This is a genomic window from Nonomuraea sp. NPDC051298 (genome assembly GCF_055586305.1).
Genome location: NZ_JBVJIM010000004.1, coordinates 148,882 through 166,369, shown reverse-complemented (window position 1 = coordinate 166,369; position 17,488 = coordinate 148,882). Strand labels below are relative to the sequence as shown.

Annotated in this window: 15 protein-coding genes; 8 read left to right on the top strand and 7 right to left on the bottom strand. The window is 70.9% G+C overall.

All coding sequences use genetic code 11. The features are described from left to right. The first annotated feature begins 120 nt into the window (after window positions 1-120). The 5 genes from ACZ6S0_RS14375 (at window position 121) to ACZ6S0_RS14355 (ending at window position 6,761) form a co-directional block, all read left to right on the top strand. Window positions 121-2,346, top strand: coding sequence for a [protein-PII] uridylyltransferase (locus ACZ6S0_RS14375; RefSeq protein ID WP_465916497.1), 2,226 nt, complete (start codon window positions 121-123; stop codon window positions 2,344-2,346). Between the two features lie 223 nt (window positions 2,347-2,569). Further along, complete coding sequence (locus ACZ6S0_RS14370; RefSeq protein WP_465916494.1) at window positions 2,570-5,365, top strand: nitrate- and nitrite sensing domain-containing protein; 2,796 nt, start codon at window positions 2,570-2,572, stop codon at window positions 5,363-5,365. A gap of 25 nt (window positions 5,366-5,390) precedes the next feature. Continuing rightward, a complete protein-coding gene (locus ACZ6S0_RS14365; protein WP_043616017.1) occupies window positions 5,391-5,813 on the top strand; it encodes a roadblock/LC7 domain-containing protein in 423 nt (140 codons plus the stop codon). 26 nt (window positions 5,814-5,839) lie between these two features. Continuing rightward, on the top strand, window positions 5,840-6,202 hold the full coding sequence (locus ACZ6S0_RS14360; protein ID WP_465916487.1) for a DUF742 domain-containing protein: 363 nt from the start codon (window positions 5,840-5,842) through the stop codon (window positions 6,200-6,202). Beyond that, window positions 6,183-6,761, top strand: coding sequence for a GTP-binding protein (locus ACZ6S0_RS14355; RefSeq protein WP_465916483.1), 579 nt, complete (start codon window positions 6,183-6,185; stop codon window positions 6,759-6,761). Before ACZ6S0_RS14360 ends, ACZ6S0_RS14355 begins: the two co-directional genes overlap by 20 nt. 3 nt (window positions 6,762-6,764) lie before the next feature. Here the strand turns inward: ACZ6S0_RS14355 and ACZ6S0_RS14350 are convergent, their stop codons facing one another. Continuing rightward, the gene (locus ACZ6S0_RS14350) at window positions 6,765-7,562 is read right to left on the bottom strand and encodes a nitroreductase/quinone reductase family protein (protein ID WP_465916479.1); all 798 of its coding nucleotides are present in this window, start codon (window positions 7,560-7,562) and stop codon (window positions 6,765-6,767) included. 74 nt (window positions 7,563-7,636) lie between these two features. Here ACZ6S0_RS14350 and ACZ6S0_RS14345 point away from each other — a divergent pair, with 74 nt between their 5' ends. Next, window positions 7,637-8,086, top strand: a complete 450-nt coding sequence (locus ACZ6S0_RS14345) for a MarR family transcriptional regulator (RefSeq protein WP_465916476.1) — start codon at window positions 7,637-7,639, stop codon at window positions 8,084-8,086. A 42-nt stretch (window positions 8,087-8,128) separates the two neighbouring features. Here ACZ6S0_RS14345 and ACZ6S0_RS14340 read toward each other — a convergent pair whose 3' ends face one another. After that, window positions 8,129-8,902 carry a TetR/AcrR family transcriptional regulator gene (locus tag ACZ6S0_RS14340; RefSeq protein WP_465916473.1) on the bottom strand — a complete coding sequence of 258 codons (774 nt, stop codon included), beginning with the start codon at window positions 8,900-8,902 and terminating at the stop codon, window positions 8,129-8,131. Between the two features lie 79 nt (window positions 8,903-8,981). On the opposite strand from ACZ6S0_RS14340, the gene ACZ6S0_RS14335 reads away from it, so the two are divergent. After that, a complete protein-coding gene (locus tag ACZ6S0_RS14335; protein WP_465916469.1) occupies window positions 8,982-9,920 on the top strand; it encodes an ATP-binding cassette domain-containing protein in 939 nt (312 codons plus the stop codon). After that, a complete protein-coding gene (locus ACZ6S0_RS14330; protein WP_465916466.1) occupies window positions 9,917-10,711 on the top strand; it encodes an ABC transporter permease in 795 nt (264 codons plus the stop codon). Before ACZ6S0_RS14335 ends, ACZ6S0_RS14330 begins: the two co-directional genes overlap by 4 nt. A 3-nt stretch (window positions 10,712-10,714) precedes the next feature. Here the strand turns inward: ACZ6S0_RS14330 and betA are convergent, their stop codons facing one another. Genes betA through ACZ6S0_RS14305 form a run of 5 tightly spaced genes read right to left on the bottom strand, consistent with a single transcriptional unit; the run spans window position 10,715 to window position 17,339 of the window. After that, window positions 10,715-12,364: a choline dehydrogenase gene (betA, locus tag ACZ6S0_RS14325; RefSeq protein ID WP_465916462.1), complete on the bottom strand. Its 1,650-nt coding sequence runs from the start codon at window positions 12,362-12,364 to the stop codon at window positions 10,715-10,717. Next, window positions 12,340-13,278 (bottom strand): ABC transporter substrate-binding protein, encoded by a 939-nt coding sequence (locus ACZ6S0_RS14320; protein WP_465916458.1) that lies wholly within the window; start codon window positions 13,276-13,278, stop codon window positions 12,340-12,342. The genes betA and ACZ6S0_RS14320 overlap by 25 nt, the downstream gene beginning before the upstream one ends. Before the next feature lie 52 nt (window positions 13,279-13,330). Next, entirely contained in the window at window positions 13,331-14,305 is a 975-nt protein-coding gene (locus ACZ6S0_RS14315; RefSeq protein WP_465916454.1) for an ABC transporter substrate-binding protein, read from the bottom strand. Further along, complete coding sequence (locus ACZ6S0_RS14310; RefSeq protein ID WP_465916451.1) at window positions 14,302-16,215, bottom strand: ABC transporter permease; 1,914 nt, start codon at window positions 16,213-16,215, stop codon at window positions 14,302-14,304. Before ACZ6S0_RS14310 ends, ACZ6S0_RS14315 begins: the two co-directional genes overlap by 4 nt. Further along, window positions 16,212-17,339 (bottom strand): quaternary amine ABC transporter ATP-binding protein, encoded by a 1,128-nt coding sequence (locus ACZ6S0_RS14305; protein ID WP_465916447.1) that lies wholly within the window; start codon window positions 17,337-17,339, stop codon window positions 16,212-16,214. The genes ACZ6S0_RS14310 and ACZ6S0_RS14305 overlap by 4 nt, the downstream gene beginning before the upstream one ends. Window positions 17,340-17,488 lie beyond the last annotated feature (149 nt).

The following is a 17,488-nucleotide window of genomic DNA, read 5'->3' as shown; positions in this document are numbered from 1 at the left end:
GGTTTCGCGGCGAAGCCGGGACGACGGCGTCCCGGCAGAGCACGGCAGGATTTCCACGGGGGGTCCGCGGCGATGCCCGGACGACGAGGTCCGGGCGGTGCTCGGCGAGGGGGCGCGACAGTGAGGGGAGAGGCCCGTTCGTATGCCGCGGCCCGCAAGGAGCGGACCACCGACACCGACCGCTGGCTCAAGGACCTCTTCCGCACGGCGAGCGACGGCGACCACGTCTCCCTGATCGCCGTCGGCAGCCTCGGCAGGGGCGAAATGGCCCCGGGCAGCGACCTCGACCTGGTGCTGCTGCACAACGGCCGGGCCGACGTGGCCAGGATCGCCGACCGGATCTGGTATCCGATCTGGGACTCGGCGGTCAGCCTCGACCACTCCGTACGCACGGTGGAAGAGGCGGTCTCCGTGGCCCGGCAGGATCTCAAGGCCGTGCTCGGCCTCATCCAGGCCAGGCACGTGGCCGGCGACCCCGACCTGACCAGGAAGGCCAGGGAGGCGGTGCTGGCCGAATGGCGCGCCGACTCCCGGCGCCGGCTCAGCGAGCTGCGCGACGCCTCCGACCAGCGGGCCCAGTCCAGCGGGGAGCTGGCCTTCCTGCTGGAGCCCGATCTCAGGGACGGGCGCGGCGGGCTGCGCGACGTCCAGGCCATGCAGGCGGTGGCCGCCGCCTGGGTCGCCCCGGCGCCCGGCCCGAGGGCGCGGGAGGCGTACGAGTTCGTCCTCGACGTGCGGCACGCGCTGCACGTCGTCACCGCCCGCGGCACCGACCGGCTGGTCCTGCAGGAGCAGGACGCGGTCGCCGGGCTGCTCGGCCTGCTGGACGCGGAGGCGCTGATGCGCCGGCTCGCCGAGGCGGGCCGCACCATCTCCCACGCCTTCGACGGCACCTGGCGCACCGTTGACAGGCTGGTGTCAGGCCCCGCGCCCCGAGGCCGCCGTCCGCTGGCCGACGGCGTGGTCGAGCACGGCGGCGAGGTGGTGCTCGCCAGGGGGGTCGACCCGCGCAGGGACCCCGTGCTCGTGCTGCGCGCCGCCGCCGCGGCGGCCGGTTCCGGGCTGCCGCTGGCGCCCGCGACGATCTCCGTCCTGGCAGCTCAGTCGCCGCCGATGCCGGTGCCCTGGCCCGAGGAGGCCCGTGACGCGCTGGTGTCGATCCTCGGCGCGGGCCGCGCCGCCGTGCCCGTGTGGGAGGAGCTCGACCAGGCGGGCATCCTTGTCAGACTGCTTCCTGACTGGGAACGCGTACGCCACCGCCCGCAGCGCAACCCGATCCACCGCTTCACGGTCGACCGCCACCTGATCGAGACCGCCGCGAACGCCGCCGGCCACACCCGCGAGGTCTCCCGTCCCGACCTCCTGCTGATCGCGGCGCTCCTGCACGACGTGGGCAAGGGCTGGCCCGGCGACCACTCGGCGACGGGCGAGGTCGTGGTCCGCGACATCGCCGCCCGCATCGGGCTGCCCGCGCCCGACGTCGAGACGCTGGCCACCGTCGTACGCCACCACCTCCTGCTCCCCGAGACCGCCACGCGGCGAGACCTCGCCGACCCCGTCACGATCGAGAAGGTCGCCGCCACGGTCGGCTCGCGGGAGGTGCTCGAACTCCTGGCCGCGCTGGCGGTCGCCGACGGCACCGCGACCGGCCCGGCCGCCTGGAACGCGTGGAAGGCGGGGCTGGTCGCCGACCTCGTACGCCGGGTCAGGTCCGTGCTGGCCGGCTCGCCGCCCCCCAAGCCGCCGACGCTGTCGCCCGAGCAGGCCGCGCTGGCCAGGCACGGCGGCGGGGCCGTCCGGGTCAACGGGGGAGCGGTCACCGTCGTCGCCCCCGACCGGGCGGGCCTGCTGTGGAGCGCCGCCGGGGTGCTGGCCGCCCACCGGCTCGTCGTGCGCTCGGCCTCGGCCGCCTTCGCGGGGTCCACGGCGGTGATCGAGTTCTCGGTCATCCCCGAGTACGGCTCCCCTCCCGACCCCGCGACGCTGGAGTCCGATCTGCGTCTCGTCCTTGCTGGACGTCTTGACATCGAGCAGCGGCTGGCCCGCCGGGCCAGGTCGGTCAGGCCGTCCCGCGTGCCGGTGGCTCCACCTCGGGTGACGTTGGTCGACGACGCCTCCGCGACGGCCACCGTGGTGGAAGTCAGAGCCCATGACAGGCCGGGACTTCTGTGGCGTATTGGGCGTGCGTTCGGTGAGTGCGGTCTTGACGTGAGAGCCGCTCGCGTAGAGACTCTCGGCGCGGAGGCGGTGGACGTCTTCTATGTTGTGGACCGCGCTGGTCGCCCCCTCAGCGACGACGCGCAGAGGGCGCAAGTCCGCGATCAAGTCCTTGCCGCGCTGCGATAACCAACAGCACACAACTACCGGTCGCATTTGTAACGATTATGTCCGATATGCCTGATACGTCAGATGCGGTGGATACTTTGTGGACGGCTTGATGACCCGTTGCTTACGGGACGATTGAGGGGTTGCGGGAGCGGTGACTACGGGGAATTCGAGCAGCGGCCCAGCCGCTCAGCGGGCCCGCGGCAGACAGCCGCTGCAGCGGCTCGCTCTGCGTAACTGGCGCGTGAGGTGGCGCCTCACCGCGCTCATCCTGGTGCCCACCCTCGCCGGCGTCGTGCTCGGGGGAGCGCGCGTGGTCGGCTCGGTGCAGAGCATCGACGTCTACGACCGCACCGCCACCGCGGCCGAGCAGGCGGGGCGGCTCCGTGACCTCGTCCAGGCGCTGGGGCTGGAGCGTGACACCGGCGGCTGGATCGGCGCCAACCGCGCCATGCGCAAGAAGCTCGAAGCCCCTCTCGAACAGCGCAAGGCCGCCGTCGACACGCTGATCAAGACCGTCCGCGCCGACCTCGACACGATGGACGAGTCGTACGGCCCCCGCGTGGTCAAGGCCGCCGCCCAGGCCAGGTACGACCTGAGCCGCCTGCCGGGGATCAGGGGCGAGGGCCAGACCGACACCATCCGCTACGACTTCCTCGCCGACACCCTCGTCAAGCTGCACGACGAGCTGAGCCTGATGTCGCACGACCCCCAGATCGTCGGCTACTTCCGCGCCCTGAGCGCGCTCGTGGCGGCCAAGGAGGAGCTGTCCCGCCAGCGCGTCCAGCTCCTGCAGGCCAGCTACAACCCCGAGAGCGTGGACGCCAAGGAGGTCGAGCAGTTCATCGCCTCCAACGCCCGCCAGCAGAGCGACCTCGACACCGTCGGCGCCGAGGCCGGGACCGAGGTCGGCGAGCAACTGTCCAAAGCGCTCGCCTCCAAGCCCGAGTACGTCAACATCCAGCTCACCAAGTCCCGCGCGATCACGCTGGCCAGCGGCCGGCAGCCGGGCGCCCGCATCACCGACAACCTCATCTCCGCCAGGGCCGAGCGCGAGGAGTGGTTCAACAGCAACACCGTCGCCATCGACGTGCTGCACGGCATCGAGGAGGAGCTGGCGGGCAAGGTGAGCCTGCGCAGCCAGGAGCTGCGCGACGCCGAGACCCGCAACGCGATCATCGCGGGCGCGCTCATCGTGGCGCTGCTGCTGGTCGTCCTGCTGCTCACCGTCGCCATCGCCCGTTCCATGGTGGGCCCGCTGCGACGGCTGCGTACCGAGGCGCTGGAGGTCGCGGGGTTCCGGCTGCCCGACGTGGTGCGCCGCCTGCGCGTCAGCGGTGAGACGGCCGCACGCGACGTGCACCCGATCGAGGTCGAGGGCAACGACGAGATCGGCGAGGTGGCGCGGGCCTTCGACCAGGTGCACCGGCAGGCCGTGCGGCTGGCGGGCGAGGAGGCCGAGCTGCGCAGCAACATCAGCTCGATGTTCGTCAACCTCTCGCGCCGCACGCAGACCCTGGTCGAGCGGCAGATCTCGCTGATCGACGGCCTGGAGAAGGGCGAGCAGGACGGCGGCCGGCTGGCCGACCTGTTCAAGCTCGACCACCTGGCCACCCGCATGCGCCGCAACTCCGAGAACCTCCTGGTCCTGGCCGGTCACGAGGCCACCCGACGGCGCAGCCAGCCGGCCAAGCTGGTCGACGTCGTACGCGCCGCGCTGTCGGAGGTCGAGGGCTACGAACGCGTCCAGGTCCGGGTGCACCGGGCCACCTCGGTGCTCGGGAACTGCGCCAACGACCTCGTCCACCTGGTCGCCGAGCTGGTCGAGAACGCCATCCAGTTCTCCCCGAACAACTCCCAGGTCACGGTCACCAGCAGCCTCATCGAGGGCGGCGGCGCGCTGCTGTCGGTCAGCGACACCGGCATCAGCATGACCGAGGACGAGCTGGCCGAGGCCAACCGCCGCCTGGCCGAGCCACCCGTCGTGGACGTGTCGGTGTCGCGGCGGATGGGCCTGTTCGTGGTCGGCCGCCTGGCGCTGCGCCACGGCATCAGGGTGCAGCTCCGCAAGGGCGACGGCGCGGGCCTGATCGCCATGGTGCTGCTGCCGCCCACGCTCATCGTCGACGGGACCCAGCAGCAGCCGCTGCCGCAGCGGCCCGCGTTCGGCGGCGGCACCGTGGCGAGCCAGCCGGGGCCGGCGCCGGCGGCGAACGGGTCGTTCAGGTCGTTCGCCAGCTTCGACTCCTTCGACGCGGGACCGGGCAGGACGGGGCCGCTCGACGCGGGGCGCCCGCGCGGGCCCGGCCTCGCGGGGCAGGGACCGGGCGCCTTCCACTCCGAGCCGGGCGCCTTCCATTCCGAGCCGGGCGCGGCGGGGGCCAACGGCTTCACCGCCGACACCGACGGCGGCTCGTACCGGCGGCGGCCGGGCTCGTTCGACTCCGGGGCGTTCCCGTCGTATCCGAGCCCGCAGCCGCCCTCGCCCCCGGCGGTCAGCGGCCCTTCCGGCGTCGGCCCATCCGGTAATGGCGCGTTCCACATGCCGTCGCCGGCCCCGTCGTTCCCCACGAACGACGTGCGTACGCCGGAGCCCGCGCCCTCGGTGGACGTCTCGCCGATGGACCAGGAGCAGGAGGAATTCCTGCCGATCTTCGCGGCGGTGGAGTCGGCCTGGTTCCGCAAGCCCCCAGGGGACGAGCCGAACCCCGAGGCCGGGGGTGAGCCCACGCCCACACAAGCCGTACCCTCTGGGGAGGAAGCATGGCGAACGGCCGCAGACGCCGGATGGCGGGCGGCGGCCGCAGCCAGCGAGCCGAGCCTGGGCGGCATCACCGCCGCCGGGCTCCCCAAACGGACCCCCAAGGCCAACCTGGTGCCGGGCACCGCCGGTCAGCCGGCGCAGCTCCAGCAACCGCAGCGGGAGGCGCCTGCGGTGCCTCCGGTCTCTGCGGAGCGGATACGCAACCGGATGGCCGGCTTCCAACAGGGTGTGCGACGGGGCCGCCAGGAAGTACGTGGACAGGAGGAAACAGAGTGAGTAAGCGTCCCGCCGGGGAGGATGCGTGACAACCCTTAGCCATGAGGCGCACAGGTTCGACTGGCTGATCACCGACTTCGTACGCAACACGCCCGGAGTCGCGCATGCCGTCGTGGTCTCGGCGGACGGGCTGTGCCTGGCCGCCTCGGAGGGCTTCCCTCCGGACCGGGCCGACCAGCTAGCCGCGGTCTCCGCCGGCCTGCTGAGCCTCACCGTGGGCGCGTCGAGGGTGTTCGAGGGCGGCGCGGTGACGCAGACCGTGGTCGAGATGCAGCGGGGCCTGCTGCTGGTCATGGCGATCAGCGACGGCTCCGTGCTCACCGTGCTCGCGGGGCCCGACTGCGACATGGGCCTCGTGGCCTACCAGATGACGCTGCTGGTGGACAGAGCGGGACAGGCGCTCACGCCGGCCCTGCGTGCGGAGCTCCAGGCCGCGAGGACCCGGTGATGTGATGGAGCTGATGGGAGCGGGCCGTGTACGGCACTGACGGGGCCGGGGACGACGAGCCCCTGTTCCGTCCCTACGCGGTGACGGGCGGCCGGTCTGAGCCGCGCTATCACCTCGCGATGGAGACGTTGATCTCCTCGATGTCGATCCCGGACGACGAGATGGCCCTGCTCACTCCCGAGCAGGAGGCCATCATGCAATTGTGCAGGTCGTTCAGGTCGGTCGCGGAGATCTCGGCCCTGCTCCGTGTCCCGCTGGGCGTGGCGAGGGTGCTCGTGGCGGACATGTCCGACGAAGGGCTTGTCCGCCTGCACCAGCCACGCCTCAGCCAGGGACAGCCAGACCTCAACATGCTCGAAAGGGTGCTCAGTGGACTACGCAGGCTCTAGCCCCGGCCTCACGTCGACGAAGATCGTCGTCGCCGGCGGGTTCGGCGTCGGGAAGACGACGTTCGTGGGGGCGGTGTCCGAGATCCTCCCGCTCACCACGGAAGCGGTGATGACGGACGCGTCCGCGGGCATCGACGACCTGGGCATGACGCCGAACAAGCAGACCACGACCGTGGCCATGGACTTCGGCCGGCTCTCGCTCGACCGCGACCTGATCCTCTATCTGTTCGGGACTCCCGGGCAGCACCGGTTCTGGTTCATGTGGGACGACCTCGTGCGCGGGGCCATCGGGGCCGTGGTGCTGCTGGACACGCGCCGCCTGGCCGACAGCTTCCCGGCCATCGACTACTTCGAAGAGGCCAAGCTGCCGTTCGTGATCGGGGTCAACGGCTGGGACGGCCAGTTCCCGCACGGTGAGCAGGAGGTCAGGGAGGCGCTCGCGCTCGCGCCGCACGTGCCGATCGTCCGTACGGACGCCCGCCACCGCGAGTCGGTCAAGGCGACGCTGATCGCGCTGGTCGAGCACGTCGTACGCCTGCGCGCCGCGCCCGTGCGCTAGCCGCTAGCGCGTCGACCAGGGCACCTCCTCCAGCGAGTCGAGCACCGGGACGAGCTGTGCCTCCTCGTAGGCGAAGTGGGCCTCCATCTTCGCGGCGACGCGCTCCAGTGTGGCCGGGTCCGCCGCCCCGCGCAGTTCCTCCACCAGCCCGGCGAGCACGGCGTGCTCGTCGCGCAGCCGGTCGAGGGGTTGCTTCAGCTCGGGGAACAGCTTCTCCAGGTGCGGGAAGGCCACGCGGTCCTCGCCCGTGTGGTGGAACGTGATCGCCTCGCAGAAGGCCAGGCAGTGCGCCCGCAGGTCGGCGGAGTCCGTCTCGCCGACGCGCACCCGGGCCAGCTCGCTCCTCAGATGGTCGTGGATCCTGACCAGCTCGTCGCCGAACGCCCGCAGCCGCTCGTGCTCGGGGTGGAGCGCGACGACGGGGATGACCCGGTCCGTCTTTTCCTGGTAGGCGGCGAAGGCCGGGTCGATGGCCGCCTGGCGGGCGTACAGGCGGTCGCGCTCCGCGCCTTCCAGCGGCACCGCCCTGGCCGTGAACGTCTCCTCCCCGAGCTCGACCGTGACCCTGGGGTTCGCCACCACGTTGTGGTACCAGGCCGGGTGGGCGTCGCCGCCCGCGTTGGAGGCGAAGACCAGCACGCGCTCGCCGTCGCGCAGGTAGACCGCCGGGTTCGTCCGCCGCTGCCCGGTTTTGGCGCCCACCGTGGTCAGCAGCACGAGCGGGGCGCCCTCGAACATGCCGCCCACCTTGCCGCCGTTGGCCCGGAACTCCTCGATCACCCGCTGGTTGAAGTCCGTCATCTCTTATCCTCTGGTGAGGTGCGATGGATATTTGCTTTGCAAGCAAAGCTAATTTAGACAGCAAGGTATTGGGTATGTCAACTGACGGCTTGAGCGTGGACGACGGCATCAGGACGTTGCTGCTGCTGATGCCGCGCATGGTGGGGCGGGCCAAGCGGCTGAAGGTGCCCGAGGCGCTGCAGGCGTTGTCGCTGGCGCCGCGGCATCTGTCGCTGCTGGCTTACCTGCTGTTCGACGGCTCGATGACGGTCAACGAGCTGGCCGGGCGGCTGGAGGTGGCGCCCGCCACGGTGAGTCTCATGGTGGGGGAGCTGAGCAGGAAGGGCGTCCTGGAGCGGCGCGAGGACGACGCCGACCGCCGCCGTACGATCGTCAGCATCGCCGACGGGCACCAGGGCTCCATCGACGAGTGGCTCGGCTACGGCGCCCAGGCGTGGCGGCAGGCGCTGGAGCCGCTCACGCCCGCGCAGCGGCGCATGTTCGTCGACACGCTGCTCGCCTACGAGCAGGCCCTGTCCGGCTGAGGCGCCCTCCCGAAAAGGGCCGAGGCGCTCGCCCGGAGGCGCTCAGGCGGGGGTGGTGCGGCGCTTGGCGACCAGGGCCTCGATGCCGTCGAGAATGCGCTCCAGCCCGAACTCGAAGGCGTGCCCGGGGCTGTAGGCGCCCTGGAGCTCCTCGCCCGCCGCCTGCCCGACCCGGGAGGCGACGGGGTAGCGGCTGGTGTCGGCGATGCGGGCGAGGAAGGGCGCGTGCGCGGCCCACCACTGCTCGTCGGTCAGCCCCGTCAGGCTCTCGGCCTGCGCGGCCTCCACCGCGCCCCTGGCCGCGCCGTGCACGAATCCGGTGATCAGGGTGATCACCGAGTCCATCTCCAGGTCCGACAGGCCGATGCCGTCCACCGCGCTCAGTTCGTACTCGTACTTGGCCGTGACGTTCGGGCCGAGCACCGGGCGGCTCGCGGCCACCTGCAACAACCACGGATGGCGCAGGTAGAGCGCCCAGTTCTCCCTGGCGATCTGCTCCAGCCCGCCCCGCCAGCCGCCCGGCACGTCGTCGGGGCGGGCGGTCTCGCCGTAGACCTCGTCGAGCATGACGTCGAACAGCTCCGGCTTGCCCGGCACGTACGTGTAGAGCGACATCGTCCCCACGCCCAGCCGCTCGGCCACGCGGCGCATGGACAGCGCCTGCAGCCCTTCGGCGTCGGCCACCTCGATGGCGGCGCGCACGATGCGCTCGACGCTCAGCTCTGGCTTGCCCTTGCGGCTCGCCCGCTCGCTGGTGCGCCAGAGCAGCGCCAGGCTGCGCGCGGGGTCGCCCCTCCCGGAGAACTCAATCGTCACACCTCCGTACGGTACACCGTACGGTTGCCAGCATGGAACGTATGCTGTACGGTACGCCGTACGATTCATTGGAGGTGGTATGTCAGCGATATCGGCGCAGGGCCTGCGCAAGACGTACGGCGAGAAGACCGCGCTGGACGGCATCGATCTGGACGTGCGCGAGGGCACGGTCCACGGCCTGCTCGGCCCGAACGGCGCTGGGAAGAGCACGACCGTACGCATCCTCACCACGCTCCTGCGCCCCTCGGGCGGGCGCGCGCGGGTGGCCGGCTTCGACGTGACGACCCAACCCCGCCAGGTACGCCGCCACCTCGGCCTGGTCGGCCAGCACGCCGCGGTCGACGAGTCGCTGACCGGGCGGCAGAACCTGGAGATGTTCGGCCGCCTCCACCACCTCGGCGCCGCCGCGGCCCGCGCGCGGGCGGCCGAGTTGCTGGAGCGCTTCGGGCTGGAGCACACCGGGCCGGCCAAGGAACTGTCGGGAGGTCTGCGCCGCCGCCTCGACCTGGCGGCCGGGATGATCCTGGCGCCGCCCGTGCTGTTCCTCGACGAGCCGACGACCGGCCTCGACCCGCGCAGCCGGGCCGAGATCTGGCAGGCGGTGCGCGACCTGGTCTCCGGCGGCACCACGGTGCTGCTGACCACGCAGTACCTGGAGGAGGCCGACCAGCTCGCCGACCGGATCTCGGTCATCGACGCGGGCCGGGTGGTGGCCGAGGGCACGCCCGACGCGCTCAAGTCCAAGCTCGGCGGCGACCGGATCGACGTCGTGATCCACGACCACGGCCGGCTGGCGGAGGCCGCCGCGATCGTCGGGCGGGTCGCGTCCGGCCCGGCCGACCTGGACCGGGACACCCGGCACGTGAGCGCGCCGGTGAACGAGCGCGTGCGGGCGCTCACGGACGTGCTCGCGGCCCTGTCGGCGGCCGGCATCGAGGCCGAGGACGTCGCCGTCCGCCGGCCCACCCTCGACGAGGTCTTCCTGCACCTCACCAACGCCGGAGGAGGCGACGAATGAGCGAGATCTCACTGCGGTGGGCCCTGGCGGACGGCTGGACGATCGCCCGCCGGGACCTGATCCACTGGGCCAACCAGCCCGCGACCGTGGTGTTCGGGGTGGTCTTCCCCGTGATCATCACGCTGGCCTTCGGCTACCTGTTCGGCGGCGCGGTGGAGGTGCCCCAGGGAGCCGACTACTTCGCCTTCCTGATGCCCGGCATGTACGGCATGACGATGCTCTTCGGCCTGACCGCCACCATGATCGCCGTCACCACCGACGCCTCGAAGGGCGTCACCGACCGCTTCCGCTCCATGCCCATGGCCCCGTCGGCCGTCCTGATCGGGCGGGCTGTCGCGGACCTGCTCCACTCGGCCCTCATGCTGGCCGGGCTGCTGGTCTGCGGGCTGGCGGTCGGCTGGCGCCCGGCCACGGCCGGGGGCGCGCTCGCGGCCGTGGGCCTGCTGCTGCTCCTGCGCTTCTCGCTGTTGTGGATGGGCATGTACCTGGGGCTGCTCGCCAGGGACCCCGGTGGGGCGGTGACGGTGCAGATGATGGAGTTCCCGATCGGGTTCCTGTCGAACGCCTTCGTCGCCCCGGAGACCATGCCCGGCTGGCTGGGGGCGATCGCCGAGTGGAACCCGCTGTCGTCCACGGTGGCGGCGGCCAGGGAACTGTTCGGGAACCCGGGGTGGGGCGGCGACTCGTGGGTGGCCCAGCACGCAGTGCCGATGGCCGTGGCGTGGCCGTTGGTGATCACGGTGGTGTTCTTCGTCCTCTCGGTCCGCCGCTACCAGCGCCTCGACCGCTGAGGGTCACCTCGTATGGCGGTAGAACTCCACCGGCTCCGGCGGGAGCGGGGTGTTGCCCAGGATGAGGTCGGCGGACTTCTCGGCGAGCATCATGACCGGGGCGTAGATGTTGCCGTTCGTGACGTACGGCATGGCCGAGGCGTCCACCACGCGCAGCCCGTCCAGGCCGCGCACGCGCATGGTGCCGGGGTCCACCACGGCCAGGTCGTCGGTGCCCATCTTGCAGGTGCACGACGGGTGCAGGGCCGTCTCGCCGTCCCTGGCGACCCAGGCGAGGATCTCCTCGTCGGTCCGCACCCCGGGGCCGGGGGAGATCTCGCCCGCGTCCAGGTCCGCCCACGCGGGCTGGGAGAGGATCTCCCTGGCGTGCCGGATCGCCTCCACCCACTCCCTGCGGTCCTGCTCGGTGGACAGGTAGTTGAAGCGCAGGGCCGGCTTGCTGCGCGGGTCTGCCGAGGTGATGCGGACGGAGCCGCGGGCGTCGGAGTACATCGGCCCGATGTGCACCTGGTAGCCGTGCCCGCCCGCCGGGGCCGAGCCGTCGTAGCGGACCGCGATCGGCAGGAAGTGGAACATCAGGTTCGGGTACGCCACGTCGTCGTTCGACCGGATGAACCCGCCCGCCTCGAAGTGGTTCGTGGCCCCGGGGCCGCGCCGCCGGAACAGCCAGTCCGCGCCGATGAACGGCCGCCGCCACAGCGCCAGTGACGGCTGCTGCGAGACCGGCCGCAGGCAGGCGTGCTGGACGTAGACCTCCAGGTGGTCCTGGAGGTTCTCGCCCACCCCCGGCAGGTCGTGCACGACGTCGACGCCCAGCGGCTCCAGCAGGGCCCGAGGGCCCACGCCGGACAGTTGCAGCAGTTGGGGGGTGTTGATCGCGCCGCCGCACAGGATGACCTCCGACGCCTCGATGCGCTCGCCGCCGCACATCACGCCGACGGCCCTGGTGCCGTCGAAGAGCACCTTCTCGACCAGGGCGCGGGTGCGTACGTGGAGGTTGGGGCGGCGGCGCACGGGGTGGAGGTAGGCGCGGGCGGCGCTGAGGCGGCGGCCACGGTGGATGTTGCGGTCGAAGGCGGCGAAGCCCTCCTGGCGGTAGCCGTTCACGTCGTCGGTCAGGGGGTGCCCGGCCTGCCGCACCGCCTCGAAGAACGCCTCGAACAGCGGCCCGCGCGCGGGGCCGCGCTCCAGCGTCAGCGGGCCTTCGCCGCCGCGGAAGTCGGTGCCGGGCTCCGCCAGGCAGTTCTCCATCTTCTTGAAGTACGGCAGGCAGTGCGCGTAGTCCCAGTGCTCCATGCCGGGATCGCCGGCCCAGCGCTCGTAGTCGAGCGGGTTGCCGCGCTGGAAGATCATGCCGTTGATGCTGCTCGAACCGCCCAGCACCTTGCCGCGGGCGTGGTAGACGCGCCGCCCGTTCATGTGCGGCTCCGGCTCCGACTCGTACTTCCAGTCGTAGTGGCGGTTGCCGATCGGGAACATCAGCGCAGCCGGCATGTGGATGAACACGTCCCACAGGTGGTCGGCCCGCCCCGCCTCCAGCACCAGCACCGAGGTCGAGGGGTCGGCGCTCAGCCGGTTGGCCAGGGCGCACCCGGCCGAGCCGCCGCCCACGATGACGAAGTCGAACCTCAACGGGGGATCCAGTCCTTCCACACGATCTTGTTCTCCTCGACCCACTGCCTGGCGGCCTCCTCGGCGCTCAGCTTCTCGTTGATCATGTCGCTGGCCACGGTGTTCTGGTCGTCGTTGGTCCAGTTGAAGTTGCGCACCAGCTCGTACGCCGGCCCGCCCGTCTCCGCGAACCGCTTGCTGACGATCTTGTCCAGCAGGTACGGCGGGTAGTCGCAGGCGACCTTGGCCGGGTCGTCGTCGCAGCCCACGGCGTAGGCCGGCAGCGCCACCTTGACGAGTTTGATCTTGGCGAAGAGCCATTGCGGTTCGTAGAAATACATGAGCAGCGGTGTCCGATTCTTCGTCGCGGCCTGCGCCGCCTTGATCAGCGCCGCCTCGCTGCCCGAGTAGACGACCTGGTAATTGAGCCCGAGATTCCTGACGATGGCCTCGTCGTTCGTCACGAACGTCGGGTCGCCATCTAGGACTTGTCCGGCATTTCCGGTTTTTTCGGTCCGGAAGAGTCGCGCGTACTTATTGAGGTTTCGGTAGTCCGTAATGTCGGGGTACTTTTTGGCCATCCACTCCGGCACGTACCAGCCGATGACCCCCTTGTTGCCCGTGAGGCCCGCCGACAGCGCTACCTTCTTCTCCTCGATGTACTCCTTCTTCCAGTCGTTGTGACCCCAGCTTTCCACGATCACATCGACCTTGCCGGACTCGAAGTCCTTCCAGGACTCGTCCTCTTTCATGGGCCGCTTGTTCACCTTGTAGCCCAGCTCGTGCTCCAGCAGGTACGCCAGCACGGCGGCCTGGGCCTCGTACCCGGCCCAGCCGTGGATGTCGATGTTCACGGTGCCCTTGGCCGTGGCGGTGGTCTCGGGCTCCCCGCTGGAGCAGGCGGCCAGGAGCAGGGCCACGACGAGCGGCCCGGCGAGCGTCTTCGTTCGGATCATGAGAGGTCTCCGGGACCGCGGGCCCCAGGGGCGGGGCCGCGGTCGAGAGGGGTCACTTGGGGATCCACGCCTGCCACTTGGCGGTGTTGGCCTCGATCCACTTCTTGGCGGCTTCCTCGCCGGACATGCCGTTGTTGGTCATGTCGTCGGACACGGCGTTCTGGTCCTCGTTGGTCCAGGCGAAGTTCTTGACCAGCTCGTACGCCTTCCCGCCGGTCTGCGCGAACTTCGTGCTGACGATCTTGTCGAGGTCCATCTCCGGGTAGTCGCAGGCGACCTTCTTGGGGTCGGCGTCGCAGCCCTCGGTGTAGGCGGGCAGGTTGACCCGGACCAGGTCGGTCTTGCTGAACAGCCAGTGCGGGTCCCAGAAGTAGAACAGCAGCGCCTTCTTCTGCTCCTGCGCCTGCTGCGCGCTCTTGATCAGGGCCGCCTCGCTGCCGCCGACCACGACCTTGTAGTCGAGCTTGAGGTTCTTGATCAGGGCTTCCTCGTTGCTGACGTACGAGGGGTCGCCGAACAGGAGCTGGCCCTGGTCGCCCGACTCGGAGGTCTTGAACAGGCTCGCGTACTTGTTGAGGTTCTTGGAGTCGGTGATGTCAGGGTGCTCGTCGGCCATCCACTTGGGGATGTACCAGCCGATCACGCCCTTGTTGCCGGTGGAGCCCGCCTCCTGCGCGACCTTCTTCTCCTCGATGAACTGCTTCTTCAGGTCGGGGTGACCCCAGTTCTCGATGATGACGTCGACGTCGCCGGTGCCGAAGCCCTCCCAGGCGAGCTGCTCCTTGATCTCGGGCAGCTCGACCTGGTAGCCCAGCTCGTTCTTCAGCAGGTACGCCACGACGTTCGCGCTGGCCTCGTACCCCACCCAGGGGTTGATCGCGATCTTCACGGTCCCGGCGGCCGCGGAGGCGGTGCCGCTCCCGGCGGCCGGGGCGGTGGAGCTGGGCGAGGTCGCCACGGTGGCCCCGCCGCAGCCCGCGGCGGCCAGTCCCAAGGCGAAAATGCCTGCGAGCAGGCGAATCTTCATATGAACTTCCTCTTTCGGGGGGACGGGCGCCTGTCGGCGCCCTGCGTGATGCGGTCGAGCATGACTCCGAGCAGCACGGTCGCGATGCCCGCCACGAAGCCCATGCCGAAGTCGGTCCGCTGGGAGAACCCGGTGACCACGTCGTAGCCCAGAGCCCCCGCCCCGACCAGGCCGCCGACCACCACCATGGCCAGCGTCATGACGATGCCCTGGTTGGCCGCGAGCAGGATGGCCCGCCTGGCCATGGGGAGCTGCACCTTCCACAGGAGCTGTCCCGGGGTGGACCCGGCCGAGACCGCGGCCTCGACGACCGTGCCGGGCACGGCCCTGATGCCGTCCTCGACCAGGCGCACCACGGGCGGCACCGCGTAGATGACGGAGGCGAAGATCGCGGTGAACCGGGTCGTCCCGAACAGCGCCAGCGCCGGCAGCAGGTACACGAACGCGGGCATGGTCTGCGCGGCGTCCAGCAGGGGCCGCTGAACGGCCGAGTAACGCGGCGAACGGGCCGCGGCCACGCCAAGCAGCAGGCCGATCATCAGCGTGACCAGCACCGCGACGGCGACCGTGGTCATCGTCTGCATGGTGTGCTCCCACACGCCGAGCAGCGCGATCGCCAGCAGGCAGCCCAGCGCGACCAGCGCCGGTCGCGGGCCGCTGACCCGCCAGGCGACGGTCAGCACCGCGAGGGCGACCAGCCACCAGGGGGCCGAGGTGAGCAGCGACTCCAGGGCGTTGAGCAGGGCGTGGGAGGTCGCGTCCTTGATGAACGTGGTGACCGCGTACCAGTTGGTCTCGGCCCAGCCGACAACGTCGTTGACCTCGGTGACCAGGTTGAGCGTGAGGTTCTCGGGCCAGAGCTTCGGCAGCACGGGGATGAGCGCCAGACCGGCGGCGGTCAGCGCGAGGGCCGCGAGCAGGTTCGTCCGGCCGGTCCTCGCGTGCGGCTCGCGGCGGGCCACGGCCATCATCATCCGGTCGAGCACCACCGCCATGATCACGACGGCGACGCCGGCCGGGAGCATGATGCCGACCTGCGCCCGCGACAGGCCGCGGATGATCTCGCCGCCCAGACCGGGGGCCGAGATCAGGCTCGCGATGACGACCATGGACAGCGCCATCATGATCGTCTGGTTGATCGCCAGCGCCATCGTGGACCTGGCCAGCGGCAGGTGCACCTTGACCAGCGTCTGCCAGCGCGTGGCGCCCAGAGAGGCGGACGCCTCGACGGCCGTGGGGGAGACCTGCGACACGGCCAGCGCGGAGATGCGGATGGCGGGCGGGATCGAGTAGATCATCGTGGCGATGGCCCCGGCCGGCGCCCCGATGTGGAAGAACAGCGCCAGCGGCGCGAGGTAGGCGAACGTCGGCATGATCTGCATGACGTCCAGCACCGGGGTGATCGCCCGCCGCACGCGTACGGAGAGCCCGGCCCACACGCCCACCGGGATCCCGATCGCCAGCGACAGCAGCACCGCCACCGCGACCAGGGCCAGCGTCTCAACGCTCGGCTCCCACAGCCCGAGCACGCCGAACGCGCTCACGCCCCCCAGGGCGAGCAGCCCCACCCGCCAGCCGCCCGCGAGCCAGGCCAGCGCGCCCATCACACCCGTGATGCCGGGCCAGCCGAGCGCATGCAGGCCGGCCAGGAACAGGTCGTAGAGCCAGGCCACGAAGAGCCGGACGTAGTTGAGGAAGTACAGGAAGAGGGGGTTGTCGTTGCGGTGGTCGTCGATCCACTCGCGGAACTCGGTGACCGCCAGGAACTGCGGCGCCTCCTTGTCGTGCGGCAGCGTCCCCGTGCCCTGGAAGACCAGGTACGCCGCCACGAACAGCGCCGCCGCCCCCACCGGGGCCGCCCACCTCGGCAACCGCAGCCCGGAGGGCGTGGTGACGGCCGTCGTGCTCATGTGGCGACCTTCGGGGCCGTGTTCGGGGCCGTGTTCGGGGCAGTGGTCCGGCCCGGCTCGGCGGCGGTGTCGCGGCCCGGCTTCGCGACGGTGTCCTGGCCCGACAGGAAGCCCAGCAGGTCCACCCGGTCCACCACGCCGACCAGGTCGTCGCCGTCCACGACCCGGATCGGCTGGGACGACTCGGAGGCCACGGCCAGGGCGTCCTTGATCACCGTGCCGGCCGGTAACGTAGGGCCGGTCAGCGACTCGCCGGGCTCGGGGTCGCGGCAGATCCAGCGCAGGGTCAGCACGTGGCTGCGCGGCACGTCGCGGACGAAGTCGGCCACATAGTCGTCGGCCGGCGCGCCCACCAGGTCCTCGGCCGTGCCGACCTGCACGATCGAGCCGGCCCGCATGATCGCGATGCGCTCGCCCAGCTTGAGCGCCTCCGACAGGTCGTGGGTGATGAACACCATGGTCTTGCCGACCTCCCGGTGCAGGCGGATCACCTCGGCCTGCATGTCGCGCCGGATCAGCGGGTCGAGCGCGCTGAACGGCTCGTCGAACACCATCACCCGCGGCTCCACGGCCAGCGCCCTGGCCAGCCCGACGCGCTGCTGCATGCCGCCGGAGAGCTGGTCGGGGTAGGCGTCGGCGTGGCCGTCGAGGCCGACGAGCGAGAGGATCTCGGCGGCGCGCGCGTGCCTGGCCGCCTTGGCGGTGCCCTGGATCTCCAGCCCGTAGGCCACGTTGTCGATCACCCGGCGGTGCGGCAGCAGGCCGAAGTGCTGGAAGACCATGCTGACCTGGTGGCGGCGGATCTCGCGCAGCCGGGCGGGGGTGGCGGCGCGGATGTCCTCGCCGCCGATCCTGATCTCGCCCGCGCTCGGCTCGACGAGCCGGGTCAGGCAGCGGGCGAGCGTGGACTTGCCGCTGCCCGACAGTCCCATGACGACGAAGACCTCGCCGGGGCGCACCTCGAAGCTCACGTCTCTGACGGCGGCGGTGCAGCCGGTCTTCTCCCTCAGCGCGGCGGGGTCAAGGTGCCTGTCATCGCTGTTCAGCACTCTTTGCGCGGCCGATCCGAAGATCTTCCAAAGGCCCGCAACGGTGATGGCCGCGCTGTCGGGAGAATCTCCCACCCTCGCCTCCTCGCTTTTTGACGTCGCTCAACATATGGCGTGAATGGCGAGTTTCTCAACGGCGTGACCCGCCGGAGACCGCGGTGCGCCGGGCGTGTTACGCGATTGGAACGCACTAAACGCCCATTGGTGGACATTTATTCAGTTAG